Raw genomic sequence first — 18,361 nt, 5'->3', positions numbered from 1 at the left:
CTTATGGATCAAACAACACCTGGAGCAGATCATACAAATGCCATTATAACAATCCGACAAAAGCCTGAGTCAGCAGATGAATACCTGGCTAAAGGCTGTGGCCGCTGCAATCGATGGAATACACCACAATGCAGTGTACAACAGCATCATTCAACCATGAAAGCCCTCATTGAGCTCATGAGGCAAACCGGCCTGAGAGAAGTAATCAAGTGGGGTGTTCCCTGCTACACCTACAGAGAAAAAAACATAGCCATAGTGGGGGCCTTCAGACAATACTGCTCTCTCAGTTTTTTTAAAGGAGCTATGCTGGAAGATGAGATTGGCATATTAAAAAAGCCTGGTGAAAATACACAACTTGCGAGGGCTATACACTTCTGCTCTGAAGATGAAGTTCAGAAAAATGCCGACCATATCAGAAACCTAGTCCATCAGGCTATTCTCCTGGAAGAAAATGGAAAGCAGTTTGAAGTCAAATCTGCTCAGCTGCCCAAAATTGCTGAATGGGAAGAAGTACTTCAAAATAATCCCGAACTACGGACAGCCTTTGAAAAGCTGACACCCGGAAAACAAAAGGCCTATCTCATAAGCTTCTCCAATGCAAAAACAATCAAAAGAAGAACAAACAGAATTCAGAAAAGCATTCCCTTGATTTTGCGCGGAGAAGGACTGCATGACCGGTATTCAGGCAGTAGGTAATATTTATCTCAGATTTGTGCGGTTTGAATAAATAAAATCATAGCTCAGCCTTACATACGCATAGCCATCTTCAAAACTATTGAAGGGGGCATTTCTATCGTCGAAAGGTTGCCACCCGCCTTCCGACTCTATGAGAAGGCCATTGACGATTGAGTGCCATATTCGTATACAATATCCGGTTTCAAGCCCGTATCCTCACTATTCAATACTGCTACGCGGAATCTGCAATAATCCAAATCCGTGACAAATTGGTAAGGTTGCAGCTTTTCCTGATTGCTAGGTTCGCTGAGCCGCACCTTATTGCCTGAGAGTTTAAAGCTATTGGAATTGAACTAAAAAGAAATACTTTGGCTAAAAACCGTCGAATCTTCCGTAGCCGGATTCAACTTGACAGAGTTTTTCTGATGCAAAAGCAAAAGCTCGATAGGTAGCCTGTTTTAATTTTTCAGGTGCAAATTGTTTTTTTACATCCGTATCTTAAAAAAATTTGTGGATCTTACTGTAGACCCATGAAGCATGAATCAAAAGTTATATCCATTTAAAAAATTCGTAGTCTTTCTTTGAAATACTTCGATTTTTAAGCTGCCTGCATACCCAGTTTAAGTCAATACTTTATAGGCTTCACCTATCCTTTTATAATCAAACTTTTAAATGTGTCTGAAACAAAAACGCACCAATATGTCAGCATTGAGCCATCTACAATTGATCGACAAATAAAAATCAAATACACACTTTTGTAATAAAAAGAGATGAAGAGATTTGAGGGGAAATCCGTAATTATAACAGGTGGGGCTTCAGGTATTGGCTACACCTCTGCCATGGCCTTTTTGTCTGAGGGCGCTTCAGTACTGATTTGGGACGTAAACGAGGTAAAGGGGAAAGAGGCAGCGGAAAAATTCAGTAAAAACGGTAAGGCATTTTTCATCCAGGTAAATACTGCAAATGCGTCTTCTGTAAAAGAAGCTCTGGAAGCAAGTCTTAACCTGGTAGGAGGCATCGATGTGCTTATCAACAATGCCGGAATCACACGCGATGCTACCCTGCTGAAAATGACCGATGAACAATGGCAACAAGTGATCGATGTAAACCTGACAGGGGTTTTTAACTGTGGCAGAGCCGTAGCTTCTCACATGGCTGAGCGCGGCAGAGGGGTGATCATCAATACTTCATCTGTGGTTGCACTTTATGGAAATTTTGGACAGAGTAACTATGTGGCTACCAAAAGTGGACTGATTGGTATGACCAAAGTCTGGGCTAAGGAACTCGGACGAAAAGGAATACGCGTCAATGCCGTAGCTCCAGGTTTTATTGAAACAGATATGATCACCACAGTGCCCGACAAAATCGTGAATGCACTACTGGAACGAACCCCACTCCAAAGACTCGGAAAACCGGAAGACATCGCAGCTGCCTATTTGTTTCTGGCAAGTGATGAAGCCTCCTTCATTACAGGAACTTGTTTGAGCGTGGATGGTGGAATCACTATATAACATCTTGTTTTAGCTATGACCAGAAGAGCAGTACTCATTGGCACAGGTATCGGCTTAGCAAATCGTGTTTTGCCCAACAGCTTTTTCAACGATTTATTAGGTGAAGATGTAGATACATGGCTCAAAGAAAATGTAGAAATTTATGAAAGGAGGTGGTGTGATGAGTTACAATCGACATCCACGTTGTGTCTGGATGCAGCACTAATGGCACTGGAAAGGGCCGATATCGGGCCGGAAAAATTGAATCTGATCATCGTTGCTACCGATACCCCGGAATATATTTCCCCAAGTACGGCCTCGATCGTGCAGTACAAGCTGGGAGCAATAAATGCAGCCACTTTTGATGTGAATACTGCATGTGCAGGATTTGTATCTGCGCTCGATACTGCCGCTAAATACATAGTTGCCGACGATCAATATGAATATGTCCTGGTAATCGGGGCTTATGCCATGAGCCGATATCTCAACCCCAGGGATAAAAAAACCGTTACCTTGTTTGCCGACGGTGCAGGAGCTGCTGTGCTCAAAGCTGAAAAAACCGCAGAACGAGGGTATCTATACGGCCTTCAAATGACTCAGGGACAATACTATGACTGGATGGGCATCTATGCAGGTGGTGCCCGACAACCTCTCAATCACGATTTGGTAGCAGCCGGTGAACACTACCTGAAATTCGTTCGAAAATTTCCTAAAGAACTCAATCCGAGGATGTGGACCATGATGGCCAACCGAGTGCTTGACCATATCGGCCACCGGCCAGAGGATGTGAAACTTTTTCTGATGACTCAAATCAACATCAATTCCATCCGCGAAACAATGGACAGGCTTTCCCTGCCTCATGACAGGGCACTTGCCATCATGCATCGCTATGGGTATACCGGCTCGGCAGCCATTCCAACAGCATTGCATCACGCTTTGTCTGAGGGAAAAATCCGCGACGGCGACCTTATAATGCTCATCGGCTCAGGCGGAGGGCTTGCCTTTGCAGCCTCTGCAATGATTGTGTAATGTTGGCTTATATTCACATTCTGAACATTCGGAAATGTGAAATTGTATTTAAAGCAGTGATTTTTTACAAATGTGGCAAATTGCAAACAATCAGCTGGTCAGAAAATTTGAATTCCGCGATTTCGTAGAAGCCTTTTCGTTCATGACCAAGGTAGCTCTGGTGGCGGAAAAAATGAACCATCATCCGGAGTGGACCAACGTATACAATAAAGTCGAAATAAGGCTTAGTACGCATGATGCCGGAGGAACGGTTACCCAAAAAGATTATGAACTGGCGAAAGCTATCGACCACTTGCTGTGACCATCATATAGCCTGAAAGAGCACCGACTGACTTATTTCGTAGCCGATAAGATATCCCTGAGCCCCTTTTGTCACAAGGAAAACAGGATCGTTTTTACCCTTTTGAAGTATGATGGGAGTTGAAGTGCCATAGACCGGAAACCCTTCTACCATCAAACCATTACTATGGAAAAGAGCTATCTTCTCATCAACAGCACCTGCCACCGTGTAGAAGTTTTTACCTAAAATCCGGACCAATTCCGGAGCCTCAGTAATGGAAAAAGGCAGCTTTTTTTCAAAAAATCCGTTGCGGTCTTTTATGATGAGCTGATTTCTGCTCGCATAACCACTGAAAACCTCATTATGACTGATTAGACCGTAGTCTGGTACTTGCAACAGTCGAATACTGTCAGACCTTCCGTTTTGAAAATAGCTGACCTGCTCTCCATTTGCTTTAAGGTATTGAATATACCATGGCTGTCCATCGGCCGGAAAGACCATATGCACCTCATACGGGGTCTTTGCCGGAAAAGCTCCCTTTAAACGGGAATTGCCTGCTCGATCAGTGATGAAGACGGTACCGTCCGCTGATTGAAACACCAGATAATCAAGGCCTTTGTGGAAATAGTGTTTTGGATGGTATGCGAGTGGAGCTTTAAGCGATGTAAACTGCCATCCTTTTACCGGATTTCCGCTTACGTCCAAATTGTGCACGGTGGTTCCCTCGCCTATTATCAGGCGGTAGTTTTTATTCTTGTCATAGTCAAAGAGAGCAGCCGCCGTAATTGTCTTATTGAATTTTTTTGGCCATGGTTTGACATCATTGCCATTTCTGTCAATCACATATACCGAACCGGATGTAACGATCACGTGCTGCAATCGACCGTTTTTGAACATATCCCATTGAGCGGTATAAAGTATGGGGGCGTCGAGTTTCTTCTGCCACAATCTTCGGCCTTCGGGGGAGCATGCGTGAAGAGTCCATCCTTCATCCTGAAAAATGAATTCCTGTGAATTGTCCATGTGATTGGTCACTGCCACCGGCCCAAAGATGATTTTTTCGGTCTTTAGTGTCCATAGTTGTCTGATTCCTTTGTCTTCCTCTCTTCCGAAAACGGATGTCAAGGAAACTACAGCCGATTTGTTGATGTAAGTAAGCGAAAGTAAATGCTGGCCGGTAGGAGGCAGTTGATTCAGCAGATCGCGAAGCACAGGTGCTTTATTGATAAGGCTATTTTGAAGGAGAGTTTCGAAATATTTTTCTTTTGCAAAGGCGATAATGTGTCCTGGTTGGGCTGTTTTGGTCAGGAGCTTTTCGAAGGGTTCCTGAACAGTAAGTAATTTGTTGTCTTCCAGTGCATTGAGCACGGAATAAAGAAAAGTTTCATCAGGGCAGAGGAGGATAAAGTCTTTTACAATCACAGCCAGGGCTGTTTGCCGGGATACGGGCAGGCTGTAGAGATGCTGTATCAGTGCTGGTTGTCTGATTTCCCATATTTCATATCCTCTGTAGGAAGGGAGAGGTTTTTTGGTTTCATCTGGCCAGGCTATGTCTATAAATTTAGAGGCATTGTACACCCGGAAAAAATAGGTGGGTACCGAGTTTTCCGGAATGGTTCCATAAAAAATACCGAATTCCCCCCGGAGTATTTCTTTCAATTCTTGAAACGGGATGGTTTTAAATTCCGTTTCTAATGCAGTGCGGTAGGCTTTAAGTTTACCGGTTTGCTCCAGGTATTCCAGATATTTACGCTGATAGGTGGCGTAATTTTCCAGGTTGAAATAAACAAAAGCATTGGCAAAAGATGGGACAGGGAGGTGTTGCAATTTTTTTTCAGACACATAATTGCCTGATAATGTGCTTATAAACAGACCCGCTGAATCTGGTACCTGAATCAATCCGTCGATTTGCAGACGATCAGGCGTGGGGTGAAGGTCAAAAGCAGCCCAAAGACCAGTCTTTTCGAGCCATTTGGGATGCTGCTTCCCCAGATGCGATTTGGACAGGTGTGAAAACTCCCGAAGATTGATGAGGAGGTTAAGTGGGTCTTTGCGGTTGAGGGTTTTATACATATCTGAAAAACCTTCAGAGGTTCTGACCGAATAGGTGCCCGAACTGGTTCTTAGAGCTTCTTCTATCAATGTACGGTGACGGCTGAGAAGTCCGACTTTATTTTTCAGCGAAATGTAGTAACTTCTTCCGTTTGAAAGGGTTAAATGGTAGATTTTGGAACTTTCATAATCGGAGGTATCGATGATGTAATTATCGGGATCCGGGTTGAACTTCAGGTCAGAAGACGAAACAGGAACCAGAAAAAGCCAGCCATACTTTCGGGCTCCGGATAGCAACAGGGCCGCATGTACCGGCTGATTTGTGATTGAATTGTACATACTATCCCCTAAGGCAAGCCGGAGGTATTCGGCATCGGTTTTTAGCTCTTTCAGCCATTGGGTGTTCTTCAATGGCTGAGCAAGCTGGGACGATTTCAAAGCTGTGTTCAACGTATTGACAGATTTCGAGAAACCAAGCATCACTGCCTGGGGTGCTATAAAATCGAGTACCTGACCTTCTGAAGTGTCGACACCAGACTTGCAGGAGCTTAATATCAATAGAAGTAAAAAACAAATTTTTGAGGTGATATGGGAGTAGAGTGTTTTCATTCCTCAAATTTGATACAAAAGTAAGCCAATACATTGGCCTGCTGCATGGATGATACTTGAGTGACATCAAGCGCCAGACAATGCAAGCGCCAGGGTGGAAGGTCGGACCGGCGGATTATTGAAATTGAGTCGCGGAGGTCAATTATTTGTGTTTGTTTAGCAAAGGGGGGGATTTGCAGGAGACTATTTTTGCAGCCTTATTTTGAAATACAGCATGTTAAATCTCAGAAACATAGCGATCATTGCTCATGTGGACCACGGCAAGACTACCTTGGTAGACAAGATGCTCATTGCAGGTAAACTGTTTAAAGACCACGAAGTGCCTGGTGAGCTGATACTGGACAACAACGATTTAGAACGCGAACGTGGAATCACCATCATCGCCAAAAATGTGTCGGTTCGGTACAAGGATGTAAAAATTAATATCATTGACACTCCGGGGCACGCTGATTTTGGCGGTGAGGTAGAGCGAGTCCTCAATATGGCCGATGGGGTATTGCTGCTGGTCGATGCCTTTGAGGGCCCCATGCCTCAGACCCGCTTTGTGCTTCAGAAAGCTTTGCAGCTCGGCCTGAAACCCATAGTGGTAATCAACAAGGTAGATAAGCCCAATTGCCGGCCGGAAGAGGTCTACGAAGCAGTATTTGACCTGATGTTTGCACTGGATGCCACAGAGGAACAATTGGACTTTCCGGTGGTGTATGGTTCAGCCAAGAATGGCTGGATGGGACCTGACTACAAAACACCTGCGGAAGATGTCACTTATCTGTTTGAACAAATCATTCGTCACATCCCTGCCCCCAAGGTAAGTGATGGGAGCCTGCAGATGCTGGTCACTTCACTGGACTACAGCAGCTACACCGGGCGAATCGCAATCGGGAGGCTACAGCGCGGCAGTCTGACGTCTAATATGCCGGTGAGCCTTATCAAGCGAGATGGTACGGTGCTAAAATCGAAGGTGAAAGAGGTCTTTGTATTTGAGGGGTTTAATCGCCTTAAAGTGGATAAAGTAGAAGCCGGAGAAATCGCAGCCGTAACTGGCATTGAGGGCTTTGAAATAGGCGACACAATAGCAGATGCAGAAAATCCGGAAGCTTTGCCCGGGATAGCGATTGAAGAGCCTACGATGAGCATGCTTTTTACCATCAACGATTCACCTTTTTTTGGCAAGGAAGGAAAATTTGTGACTTCGCAAAAAATCAGAGAGCGCCTGGAGAAGGAACTTGAGCGCAACCTGGCTCTGCGGGTCAAGGAGACCGGTACGGCTGACTCTTTTATGGTTTTCGGGCGAGGGGTATTGCATCTAAGCATACTGATTGAAAATATGCGCCGAGAGGGCTTTGAGTTGCAGATTGGTCAGCCCCAGGTAATCATAAAGGAAATTGGAGGCAAGCGCCATGAGCCTGTGGAGGAGCTGACCATTGATTTGCCTGAGGAATTCTCGGGCAAAGCTGTGGAGGCTGTGACGCTGCGCAAAGGTGAGCTCATGAAGATGGAGCCCAAAGGCGACAGGATGCATTTGGAATTTATCATTCCGTCGAGAGGTCTGATCGGACTTCGCAACTACATGCTGACTGCAACACAAGGAGAAGCAGTGATGGCGCACCGGTTTCTCGAATTTCAGCCGTATAAAGGCACGATACCGGGTCGATCAAACGGGGCCATCATCGCCCTTGAAACGGGTACGGCCATCCCATATTCCATCAACAACCTTCAGGACAGGGGCATTTTCTTCATAGAACCGGGTGAGGAGGTCTACGAAGGACAGGTAATCGGAGAAAACAATCGTCCGGGGGACCTTGCTGTAAACGTGACCAAGACAAAAAAGCTCACCAACATGCGTTCCAGTGGGGCTGATGACAAGATGAAGATAGCACCGGCCAAGAAACTCAGTCTGGAAGAAGCGCTGGAATACATTCAGGAGGATGAATATGTAGAGGTAACACCCAAATCGATACGGCTACGGAAAATTCATCTGAAAGCATCGGAAAGGGAGCGGTACAAAAAAGCGAAGGATTCTGCCTAGAGGTTCATCGGGTGGATGGTGCAGGACTTTTGTGTGTATGCATCGCTTGCAGGATGAGAGGATATTCAGATGCAGATTGCATGTGCCAAGTATAACAGGTGCTGAAAGGTCGCGCACTTTGGTAATTTTCAAGGCTTTAATGGGACTGGGATACAGGGGCTGGTAAACTGCGCCAGGGCGGAGGCGGATATGAGCTGAAGCGGGCGGGCTCTGTGGCACACGGGCGAGGAGGCGGAGCGGCAGCAAGCCACCGCAGCCCGATGTGTCACGCCCGATCCGCAAAGGGAATAGAAGCCGCAGACCGGCCCCCGGCCGCCCGATGGTAGCGGCCGGGGGAGGCGCCCAAAAAACAATTAGTTTCTGAGGGGTTTTCCGGTGTTGAGCATGTGGTGAATGCGCTCGAGTGTTTTGCGCTGTGTGCACAGGTGCAGGAAGGCTTCGCGCTCGAGGTCAAGCAGATATTGTTCGGAGACGAGCGTGGGTTCGGAGAGGTCGCCACCGGCCATTACGTAGGCGAGTTTATTGGCCATGTGGGCTTCGTATTCGGTGGCATAGCCACCTTCGACCATCTGATGGATGCCGACGGCAAACATGCCGAGTGCGGTACGGCCAAGTACTTTGAACTTGTCGCGTGTGGGCATGGTGTAGCCGGCGTCGGCGAGGGAAATGGCCAGATTTTTTGCGTCTGAGATCAGGCGGTTTTTGTTGAGTGATATGCGGTCACGCCCTTCGATGAGGTAGCCAAATTCAAAGGCTTCGGTTGCGGAGGTGGCTACTTTGGCGGTGGCGATTTTGTAAAAGTTTTCGCGGAGCACATTGAGTTCGATGTCGTCTTTTATGTAGCGCAATGCGCTGCGACGGGTGAGTTCTTTGGTACCCCCTCCGCCGGGGATGACGCCTACGCCAAATTCGACCAGGCCCATGTAGGTCTCGGCGGCTGCCTGTACGGCATCGGCATGTAGTACGAGCTCGCAGCCACCGCCGAGTGTCATGCCATGGGGTGCTACCACTACGGGGATGTGGCTGTAGCGGAGGCGCATGACGGTGTCCTGGAAGTATTTGATGGCGAAGTTGAGCTCGTCGTATTCCTGCTCGACGGCCATCATGTAGACCATCATGAGGTTGGCTCCTACCGAGAAGTTAGTTCCCTGATTGGAGATGACGACTCCGCGGAAGCTTTTTTCGGCTAATTCGATGCCTTTGTTGATGCCGGCGAGGACTCCTGAGCCGAGGGTGTTCATTTTGGAGCGGAACTCGATGTTGAGAATGCCATCGCCCAGGTCGATGACGGCGCATTCGGAGTTGCTCCAGAGGGTCGATGTACTACGGCGATGGTCGAGTATGATGATGCCTTTAAGGTCTGGACGATTGGTATATTGGTGGGTGTTGATGTCGATGTATTGCTGGGTGCCGGAGGTAGTCTGGTAGAATTTTTCGATGCCTTTCGCGGGGAGTTGGGTGACCCATTCTGGGAGTGTGTATCCCTGAGAGCGGGTGAGCTCGATGCCTTTGGAGATGCCCAGGGCGTCCCAGATCTCGAAAGGCCCGTGCTCCCAGCCGAAGCCTGCGCGCATGGCAGCGTCGATGCGGTAAATTTCGTCGGAGATTTCAGGGATTCGATGGGCTACATAGGAGAAGAGTGCCGCGAATGAACGGCGGTAGAATTCTCCGGCTTTGTCCTGGCCTTCAATCAGTACGCGGTAGCGGTCTGATAGCTGGTCGATGTTTTTGGTTTGCTCCAGGGTGGGGAATTTTGCTTTTTTCTGTTCTTTGTATTCGAGGGTGTTGAGGTCGAGGCTTAGAATGGTGGAAGAGCCATCGGGATTTTTGATTTTTTTGTAGAAGCCTTGTCCTGTTTTATCGCCCAGCCAGTTGTTTTGTTGCATTTTTTGGATAAAGTCGGGCAGGCGGAAGAGTTCGCGTTGTTCGTCGTGGGGGAGGGCTTGATAGAGTCCGTTGGCCACGTGTATGAGGGTATCGAGGCCGACCACGTCGGCTGTGCGGAAGGTAGCGGATTTAGGGCGGCCCAATACGGGGCCGGTGAGTTTGTCGATTTCTTCGACGGTAAGACCCATGTCGCGGACGGCATGAAAGATGGCCATGATGCCAAAAACTCCGACGCGGTTGGCAATAAAGGCAGGGGTATCTTTGCAGAGTACAGTGGTTTTTCCGAGGTATCGGTCGCCCCAGTGCATAAAAAAGTCTACGATTTCGGGGTCGGTATGTGGTGTTGGGATGATTTCGAGCAAGGGGAGGTAGCGGGGTGGGTTAAAGAAATGTGTTCCGAGAAAATGGCGACGGAAGTCTTCGCTGCGGCCTTCGGCCATGAGGTGGATGGGAATGCCGGAGGTATTGGAGCTGATGATACTGCCGGGTTTGCGGTGTTTTTCGACCTGGTCGAAGATGGTTTTTTTAATGTCGATTCGCTCTACGACGGCTTCTACAATCCAGTCGCAATCTTTGATTTTGTGCATGTCGTCTTCGAAGTTGCCGGTTTCGATACGGGAGACGAATTTTTGGGAATACACCGGCGAGGGATTGCTTTTGATGGCATTGGTCAGGGATTGGTTGACGATGCGGTTTCGCACTTCTTTGCTTTGGAGGGTGAGTCCTTTTTTTTCTTCATCGGGTGTAAGTTCTTTTGGCACTATATCGAGCAGAAGCGATGGGATGCCGGCGTTGGCCAGGTGCAGAGCTATTCGGGAGCCCATAATTCCGGAGCCTAATACGGCGACTTTTTTAATCCAGCGGTTTTTTGATGTATTCATAAGGAATGGTCTTGTCTTGATTAGAGTTGGTCAAATATAGGCCAAAAATATTATGCATGCATAAAAAAGCTGTGCAATTCAAGGGGTTAAAATCTGTTGGAAAACCCTATGTGCAGGCGGGTATCCCGGAGCTGTAGCGGAATACCGGGGAATTTTCCGACGGCTATATCCAGGTGAAAGAGCCCATTACCGGCGGGTAGTGCCAATCCGGTACCGATGCCTTGAAAATAGCCCTCTTCGCCGGCGGTGAGGCGTTGCCAGCCATTGTCGTAAAAAATTTTGAAAAATGTGAATTGGTCCAGGAAAAATCGGTATTCGAGACTGGACAGGACGGCAATTTTTGCAAAAAAGGTCCATTCGTTGAAGCCGCGCAGGGAGCCATAGCCACCGGTGCGGAAGCTTTCGTTGAGCAAAATTTCGGGCCCGTCGAGATACTCAATCCGAAGACTGCTGAACATTTTGTGGCGACCTCTGAGCGGAAGATCCAGCAGAGTACTGAAGTGGCTTTTGAGCCTGGGAAGTCTGCGTTCGCCGGTGTTAAGGGTGCCTGCCAGTAGGGAGATTTCCGCTTCAAACTGTCGGCGGTCTACTCCCTGCCCCAAGGAGTTGAAATACGACAAATCGAGTCGTTGATAAACGGCGGAGAAACCTGAGAGCAAAGCATTGGAAGCAATAAAGGTATTTGAGGCTTCGCGCTGAAATCCCAAACCCGATCTGACCTGAGGACTGAAGGTATAGGTAGCTGTTAAACTGCTGGAAATCTGTACGAAGGTGGAGTCTTGTCTGAAAAGCCGGAATCCTGATGTAATGCCAAAAGGTGTATTAAACAAATAGGGAGTGACGACGGAAATGCTGAGAAATTGCTGAAGGGCAGCCGGAGCGCGCCATGAAATGCGAAGATCCTCTGCATATCCCAAGGTGTTGCTGAATCTGAAATTGGCCTCTCCCGTGAGGATCGGGCGATTTTGATTGTCGGTATTTAAGCTGGCCAGTGCGTCGATAAAGAGTGATTGTTTCTTATTACCATAAAGGTAGAGAAGGTTTTCGTCTTCAGAAAACAGTACAGATGGTGGAGAGGTGGTTTCGAACATACCGGAAGCGGCCAGGTTTTGGAGGATTTTATCAATTTTTTTTAAGCTGTACTCAAATGGGAATCTGACACCTGAAAGCTGTTTTATCACAAAATATCTCGGCGGTCGCTGAGATTTGAGTACTATGTCATGGATGAGAATTTTCGGCCCGGTATCAACCTTTAAAGAAATAACGGGATGCTCGTTAACAAATGCCCTTATTTCAGGTTTTACGACGGCAAATGGGAATCCGTTTTCGCTCAATTTGCCGATCAATTGATTGAGTATGGTTTGAAGGTTTTTACGTTCGATAATATTGGTATCGGACATATCCTTGGAAATAGGGAGGAGTAAAAGGGTATCAGGCACCTCATTGCCTGGATGAAGGTGCAGATACAGGCATTGGTCATAAGAAGACCGGTGCAATTGGTAAAAAAACTTTCCATTGGCCACAAGCAAGGAATCAAGGCTGCTGAACAATTGGGATATATGAGAAAAGTGCCTGTTTTGGAGATGTTCAGCAATAGAAGTGTGCAACGGTTGGTCTGATGGAGTCAGATACACGCAGGTATCCGCAACCGAAATTCTGAGGAAGGAAAGAAGAGCAATTAACGGCTCCAATCGATGGGAGTTTTACCTTTTTCAGTGAGTAAATGATTGATGCGGGAAAAATATTGTTTGCCAAAAAAGCCTCTGTGGGCACTTAGAGGAGATGGGTGGGCACCGGTGATGACAAAATGCCGCGACGCATCGATCAAATTAACTTTTTTCAAGGCGTAGTTGCCCCACAGCACAAATATTACATTTTTATTTTTTTTCTGAACGGTTTGTATCACGTGGTCGGTAAAATTTTCCCAGCCTTTGTTGGCATGACTCCCCGGTTGCCCCTGGCGCACTGTAAGGACGGCGTTGAGAAGCATCACACCCTGCTCTGCCCAACCTGTTAGATTGCCCCTTTGCCCTCTGTCAATTCCCAAATCGCTTTTTAATTCTTTAAAAATATTGGTCAGCGAAGGTGGCAGTGCTATTCCATCGGGTACCGAAAAGCAATATCCGTGGGCTTGTCCCGGCCCGTGATAGGGATCCTGACCCAGGATAACCACTTTGACCTCTGAAGCCGGTATCTTCAGAGCATTGAATACATCTTTTTTCTCCGGATAAACGGTGTATTTCATCCTTTCGGTGGCTACAAAGGCTGCCAATGACTGAAAATATTCTGCATTTATCACATCAGGAGATATGTAATCGGGATAGAGCTCTGAGAGAATTTTTAGGTTTTGAGACTTCACTTTTGTTGTTGGATTCAGAACAAAGTTAGTAAGTTTGTGGGTTGTAACAGATGTATCATAATATACTACACGTATGAAGCTTGTGTCTTCGAAAATACTGCTGATAGCGATGGCCATAGCATTGATGGCCGGATGCAGGTCAAAAGAGAAATGCCCGGCATATTCGGAATTAGATACTGTTAAAAACTGTAGAAGTGTGTGAAATTCACAGGATGCATACTTGCTACCTTTTATGCATTTGTCCTTTGCCACACAGCCAAGGCACAGGATGCCGATGGCGCAGACTATAAAAGAGTGGTGTACGACAATGACTACGTTGCAGGAATCCAGCTTCACACCAAAGGATATGGGATTTTATTCAGAAGGGGATATTACACTTCCAACTTTTCCAAGCATGGATTTGAAACAGAAGTTGTGAATCTGAGGCATGAGAAAGAAATCAAGACATTCGGATTATTGCCGGGAAATTCACGCGGATTTGTACTGAATAAAATTAATTCCTTCTATGCCTGTAGAGTTGGATGGTTTAGGGAGAGAATATTATACGACCGATACGACAGAAATGGAATCATCCTATCATCAATTTTTTCAGGGGGGCTTTCCTTAGGATTGGTAAAACCTGTATATGTAGAGATTGAAAATCCCGAGTCCAACTTCGGACAGGACAGAATCCTGGTAAGGCGTTACAACCCTGCAGAACCTCAACAGAACATACTTGGCCAGGCTGGATTTTTTCAGGGAATAGTCGAATCCATCATAGAGCCGGGTATATACATCAAGGCACTGATGTCTTTTGACTACTTTGGCACCGATGAGCGGATTAATGCTGTGGAATTCGGGGCAGTAGCAGACATTTTCAGGCGAAGAATACCAATTCTTTACGATTACGTAAACCCGGCAGTTTTTTTTCAGTTATTTATCAATATCAACTTCGGCAAAAGATGGAACTAATGACGGAACAAACCATTACGGCTGATGGACAACTACTGAAAAGTAAGACCAGCAAGCCGAAATGGCTAAGGGTAAAATTACCGACAGGAGACAACTACAAAAAAGTAAGAAAACTGGTTGACAATTACAAGCTTCACACGATATGTGAAAGCGGTAATTGTCCGAATATGGGAGAATGCTGGGGAGCAGGTACAGCAACTTTTATGATATTGGGAAATGTATGTACGCGTTCCTGCGGATTTTGTGCAGTGGCCACAGGACGACCCGATCCCGTTGACTGGGATGAACCCGAAAGAGTAGCCCGCTCTATCAAACTGATGAACATAAAGCATGCTGTCATCACTTCCGTAGATCGCGATGATCTTCCGGATGGCGGTAGTATCATCTGGTCTGAGACCATCAGGGCTGTACGAAGAATAAGTCCAGGGACTACAATGGAAACGTTGATTCCAGATTTCAAAGGTGAGAGGAAAAATATAGACCGCATCATTGAAGCAGCCCCTGAAATCATCAGCCATAACATGGAAACCGTAAAAAGACTCACCCGAAAAGTCAGAATACAAGCTCAATACGACCGAAGTCTTGAAGTGCTCAGATATATTAAAATGCAAGGTCAACGGCGCACCAAATCAGGAATCATGCTGGGTTTGGGAGAAACCATCCAAGAAGTACTTGAAACAATGCGCGATCTAAGAGATGCAGAAGTGGACATAGTAACCCTTGGTCAGTACCTTCAGCCCACTTCAGGACACTTGCCCGTAGCGAGATTTGTACATCCTGATGAGTTTGAATACCTGAAAAACGAAGGCTTGAAAATGGGATTTCGATATGTGGAAAGCGGACCATTGGTACGCTCCTCATATCATGCAGAAAAACATTTGGTTTAATCGCTGAACAGTTAAAAATTACTATCTTTGAATTTCTAAATCTGCAATACTCAAAAACAACAAAAAATATGAATAAAAAAGTTTGGATGGGCGTATCAGCAGCAGTATTTGTGATGGTTGGAATACTGATGATAGGTACACTAAATGAGAAGGATAATGAGAATGTCTATCAGGTGCGAACCAATGAGTTGAAAACCGCTGACAATGCCAGGGGAGCAGCTGAGTGGTTACATCAAATACGAGCTAATCAAATTACCGGACAAATTGACCCGGCTGATGAGATTCAGGCTCAGAGAGACCATCTTCAGTTTTTAAAAAGGACCTCATCCCTTGGTTTAAATTGGATAGAAATGGGTCCGGATAATATTGGAGGACGAACCAGGGCATTTCTGCAAGACAAAGACAATGCAAGTCTGATGTTTGCCGGTGGTGTTAGTGGCGGCTTATATCGCTCTACAAATGCCGGAGTCAGCTGGACACCTGTCAATATTATGCAGGAAAACCTCGCAGTCGTATCCATGTGCCAAACTGAGAATGGGAATATTTACTACGGGACTGGTGAAAGCATGTATTATGCTCCTTTCGGAACAGGTGCCGGCGGGATATTGGGTCAAGGTATTTTTAAATCAACCGACCGAGGCCTGACATTTCAACAATTGCCCAATACAGTGCCAACCCCAAATAGTACAGGTGCAGACTGGGTGGCCGTAGGGGCTATGGTACCTCTCAAAGGGCATGCCGATGGACTGTTGGTAGGCACAAACCGAGGCATGCGGTATTCGCTCGATGGAGGGCAAACCTGGACAAATCCGCTGTCAGGTCCTGTAGGTACGATTCGTTGTACCGATTTGTCACAGGATAAAGACGGAGGCGTATGGGCAAGTATCGGTATGCGAACTTTTTATTCACCAGACGGAATCAACGATTGGGTTGAAATATCCAAACCAGCCAATACTGCCGGACCCAATGACCTTCCGGTAGATAATGGAGAAAGGGCTATTGTAGCAGTTTCACCGCAGGATCCGAATTATGTTTATGTGATTACCTGCGACAATCAAAGAAATTTTCTAAGAGCCTACAGAAGCACCAACAAAGGCCAAACCTGGACAGTCATAGGCCAAAGATCTACCACCTTTAACCCCATTGACCAAGGCCAGTTTGCCATGATGCTTTCCGTTTCGCCTATCAACAGAGATAAAATATTCGTAGGAGGTTTACATCTTTGGGAATGGTCGCTTACAGGTGGCTGGTCTCAGATCTCTTCTTCCTTCAAATCACCCAATAATCCGTTTTATGTACATGTTGATCAACACCGTCTCGCAGGCAATAGATTAAACGGTCAAATCATTTATGCTACCAACGATGGAGGCGTATTTCGTTCACTCAACGATGGATTTACATGGACTGAAATAAATATTGGATATGTTACAACTCAATTTTATTCAGTTTCGTATTCCTTCGATGGCGAAGTAATGGGTGGTACTCAAGACAACGGGACGATTTACATAACCCTAGAAGGCAATACCCCTAAATCTGGTTTCAGAACCAATTCGATTGAATTCAGAGGTGCAAATAGAGATGGAGACGGAGGGTTTACAGAAATTTCACAATTGGACAAGCGTGTACAATTTAAAGCCATGCAATATGGAATTTTGGGCAGATCCAATACAGCAGGTCTTACCTATCAGGATTTTTATGACTTTCCTAAAATGGATCCCAATAACCAATCCACAGGTCTTAGCCCAGCCTTTGCACCATTTGTAACACCATTTTTATTATGGGAAACTAAGAATGATCCCTTTTCTTGGGATTCTATATGGTTTGTGGCCAGACCCGCAATTCAATCTTTAGGATTTGGACAAAACAGAAGAGATTTTTCCGGAGTTTTAACCAGGCCTCAGTCTTCAGCGATCTTTGTAGCTGATTCCTTTAAAATTATTATTGCTTTTGATACAGTAAAATCCAACGCTCAAGGTGTTCTTAGCAGCCCACTTATTGAAGAGGGTACCTTCAATGCATCAACAGGAGCTTTCAATGTTCGTTTTAAACAAGGAGTTACCCCGGAGATTGTGGTAAGATGTGCAGTACGATACAACCCCAATTCTCCACTGGAGCTCACTTCCAAGACACTTCAGCAAAAATTTAATTACACCTTACCGATAGCCTTGCAACCATGGGATTCGATTTTGGTGCAAGACCCGGTACAATCCATGTTTTTTGTAGGTCTTAATTCACAAGCCAATTTGGTTGGCGGATTGTTTATGACCAGAGAAGTTATGGATTTTACAAAAACTCCAAATTGGGTCAGATTAGGTCATTTCGGACCCGGAGTTCAGGTATCCGCCCTGGCTGTGTCAAATGATGGCGATGTACTCTATGTAGGAACAAACAACGGGCAATTGATACGATTTGCAAATCTTAAAAATTCACGAGATAGCGTTACGTCCGATTTGGCAAGTACCAATCGCACTGTGCAGCAAACCACCATTAGAACATTCCCCGGCAGATACATTACGTCCATATCTATGAATCCCAACAATCCCAACAGAGTCGTCGTAACTTTGGGCAATTATGGAAATCAGGATTACATTTTTTATTCCAACAACGCACTCTCTGCATCACCTACATTCGTGGTAAAGAGCGGTAATATGCCAAAATTTCCGGTGTATGCCAGCGTAATAAACTATCAAAATCCGAATCAAGTACTTGTTGGTACTGAATATGGAATTTATTCCACTGCCGATATCACTGCCACCAATGTCGTCTGGACAAGAGAAAATGAAGGAATGGGTAACGTACCAGTATTTATGCTTAGACAACAACTTGTAGGCATCGATAAAACAACAGGGGATTGGCTGTCAGGCCGTATCTATGCCGGTACACACGGTCGTGGAATATTCAGAACCGAAAATCTTGCTATAATTGGCATAAAAGAAAACACTCTGAACGAGGATAAATCCATAGCAAACAATTTGAGCATTTATCCCAATCCCACATCGTTTTACACGACTGTTAATTTAAATTTGGATAAACAATCCAGAGCTGAATTTGTAATCAGAGACCTCACCGGACGCACGGCAAAAAGACTTACTTTCAATCAACTTATGCCTGAGATAAAGACATTAAAAGTGGATGTCAGCGACCTCAGAGCAGGCAGCTATGTAATCGAATTGTACCTCAACGGTGCACTGTATGGTTCGACTAAGCTGATCGTCACTAAATAAAAAACAACCTA

At 45.8% G+C, this 18,361-nt stretch carries 12 protein-coding genes; 8 read left to right on the top strand and 4 right to left on the bottom strand.

The genetic code is table 11. The annotated features are described in order from the left end of the window. Positions 1-3: 3 nt before the first annotated feature. From DES35_RS06705 to DES35_RS06690, 4 genes are all read left to right on the top strand, one after another. Positions 4-696, top strand: a complete 693-nt coding sequence (locus DES35_RS06705) for a YdeI/OmpD-associated family protein (RefSeq protein WP_114366161.1) — start codon at positions 4-6, stop codon at positions 694-696. 749 nt (positions 697-1,445) lie between these two features. Continuing rightward, entirely contained in the window at positions 1,446-2,186 is a 741-nt protein-coding gene (gene fabG, locus DES35_RS06700; protein WP_114366160.1) for a 3-oxoacyl-ACP reductase FabG, read from the top strand. Between the two features lie 15 nt (positions 2,187-2,201). After that, complete coding sequence (locus DES35_RS06695) at positions 2,202-3,194, top strand: 3-oxoacyl-ACP synthase III family protein (protein WP_114366159.1); 993 nt, start codon at positions 2,202-2,204, stop codon at positions 3,192-3,194. A gap of 70 nt (positions 3,195-3,264) precedes the next feature. Next, positions 3,265-3,495, top strand: a complete 231-nt coding sequence (locus tag DES35_RS06690; protein WP_037357356.1) for a 4a-hydroxytetrahydrobiopterin dehydratase — start codon at positions 3,265-3,267, stop codon at positions 3,493-3,495. 3 nt (positions 3,496-3,498) lie between these two features. Here the strand turns inward: DES35_RS06690 and DES35_RS06685 are convergent, their stop codons facing one another. Beyond that, on the bottom strand, positions 3,499-6,135 hold the full coding sequence (locus DES35_RS06685) for a hypothetical protein (protein ID WP_114366158.1): 2,637 nt from the start codon (positions 6,133-6,135) through the stop codon (positions 3,499-3,501). Between the two features lie 214 nt (positions 6,136-6,349). On the opposite strand from DES35_RS06685, the gene typA reads away from it, so the two are divergent. Beyond that, on the top strand, positions 6,350-8,161 hold the full coding sequence (gene typA, locus DES35_RS06680) for a translational GTPase TypA (RefSeq protein ID WP_037357352.1): 1,812 nt from the start codon (positions 6,350-6,352) through the stop codon (positions 8,159-8,161). Positions 8,162-8,514: 353 nt separating this feature from the next. On the opposite strand, the gene DES35_RS06675 is transcribed toward typA, so the two are convergent. The 3 genes from DES35_RS06675 to ung form a co-directional block, all read right to left on the bottom strand. Then, on the bottom strand, positions 8,515-10,929 hold the full coding sequence (locus DES35_RS06675; protein WP_037357349.1) for a 3-hydroxyacyl-CoA dehydrogenase/enoyl-CoA hydratase family protein: 2,415 nt from the start codon (positions 10,927-10,929) through the stop codon (positions 8,515-8,517). A gap of 86 nt (positions 10,930-11,015) precedes the next feature. Continuing rightward, positions 11,016-12,620 (bottom strand): BamA/TamA family outer membrane protein, encoded by a 1,605-nt coding sequence (locus DES35_RS06670; RefSeq protein ID WP_114366157.1) that lies wholly within the window; start codon positions 12,618-12,620, stop codon positions 11,016-11,018. Further along, positions 12,608-13,405 carry a uracil-DNA glycosylase gene (ung, locus tag DES35_RS06665; protein WP_084180106.1) on the bottom strand — a complete coding sequence of 266 codons (798 nt, stop codon included), beginning with the start codon at positions 13,403-13,405 and terminating at the stop codon, positions 12,608-12,610. Before ung ends, DES35_RS06670 begins: the two co-directional genes overlap by 13 nt. Positions 13,406-13,486: 81 nt before the next feature. Here ung and DES35_RS06660 point away from each other — a divergent pair, with 81 nt between their 5' ends. The 3 genes from DES35_RS06660 to DES35_RS06650 all read left to right on the top strand — a co-directional run bounded on the left by DES35_RS06660 (position 13,487) and on the right by DES35_RS06650 (position 18,350). After that, positions 13,487-14,239, top strand: coding sequence for a hypothetical protein (locus DES35_RS06660; protein WP_037357347.1), 753 nt, complete (start codon positions 13,487-13,489; stop codon positions 14,237-14,239). Then, complete coding sequence (lipA, locus tag DES35_RS06655) at positions 14,239-15,126, top strand: lipoyl synthase (RefSeq protein ID WP_114366253.1); 888 nt, start codon at positions 14,239-14,241, stop codon at positions 15,124-15,126. The genes DES35_RS06660 and lipA overlap by 1 nt, the downstream gene beginning before the upstream one ends. 68 nt (positions 15,127-15,194) lie before the next feature. After that, positions 15,195-18,350 carry a T9SS type A sorting domain-containing protein gene (locus DES35_RS06650; RefSeq protein ID WP_114366156.1) on the top strand — a complete coding sequence of 1,052 codons (3,156 nt, stop codon included), beginning with the start codon at positions 15,195-15,197 and terminating at the stop codon, positions 18,348-18,350. Positions 18,351-18,361: the final 11 nt, after the last annotated feature.

The sequence above is a fragment of the Schleiferia thermophila genome, from assembly GCF_003337435.1.
GTDB lineage: Bacteria > Bacteroidota > Bacteroidia > Flavobacteriales > Schleiferiaceae > Schleiferia > Schleiferia thermophila.
Note: the sequence above shows the minus strand (reverse complement) of the source record. Positions and strands in the feature narration are given on the sequence as shown.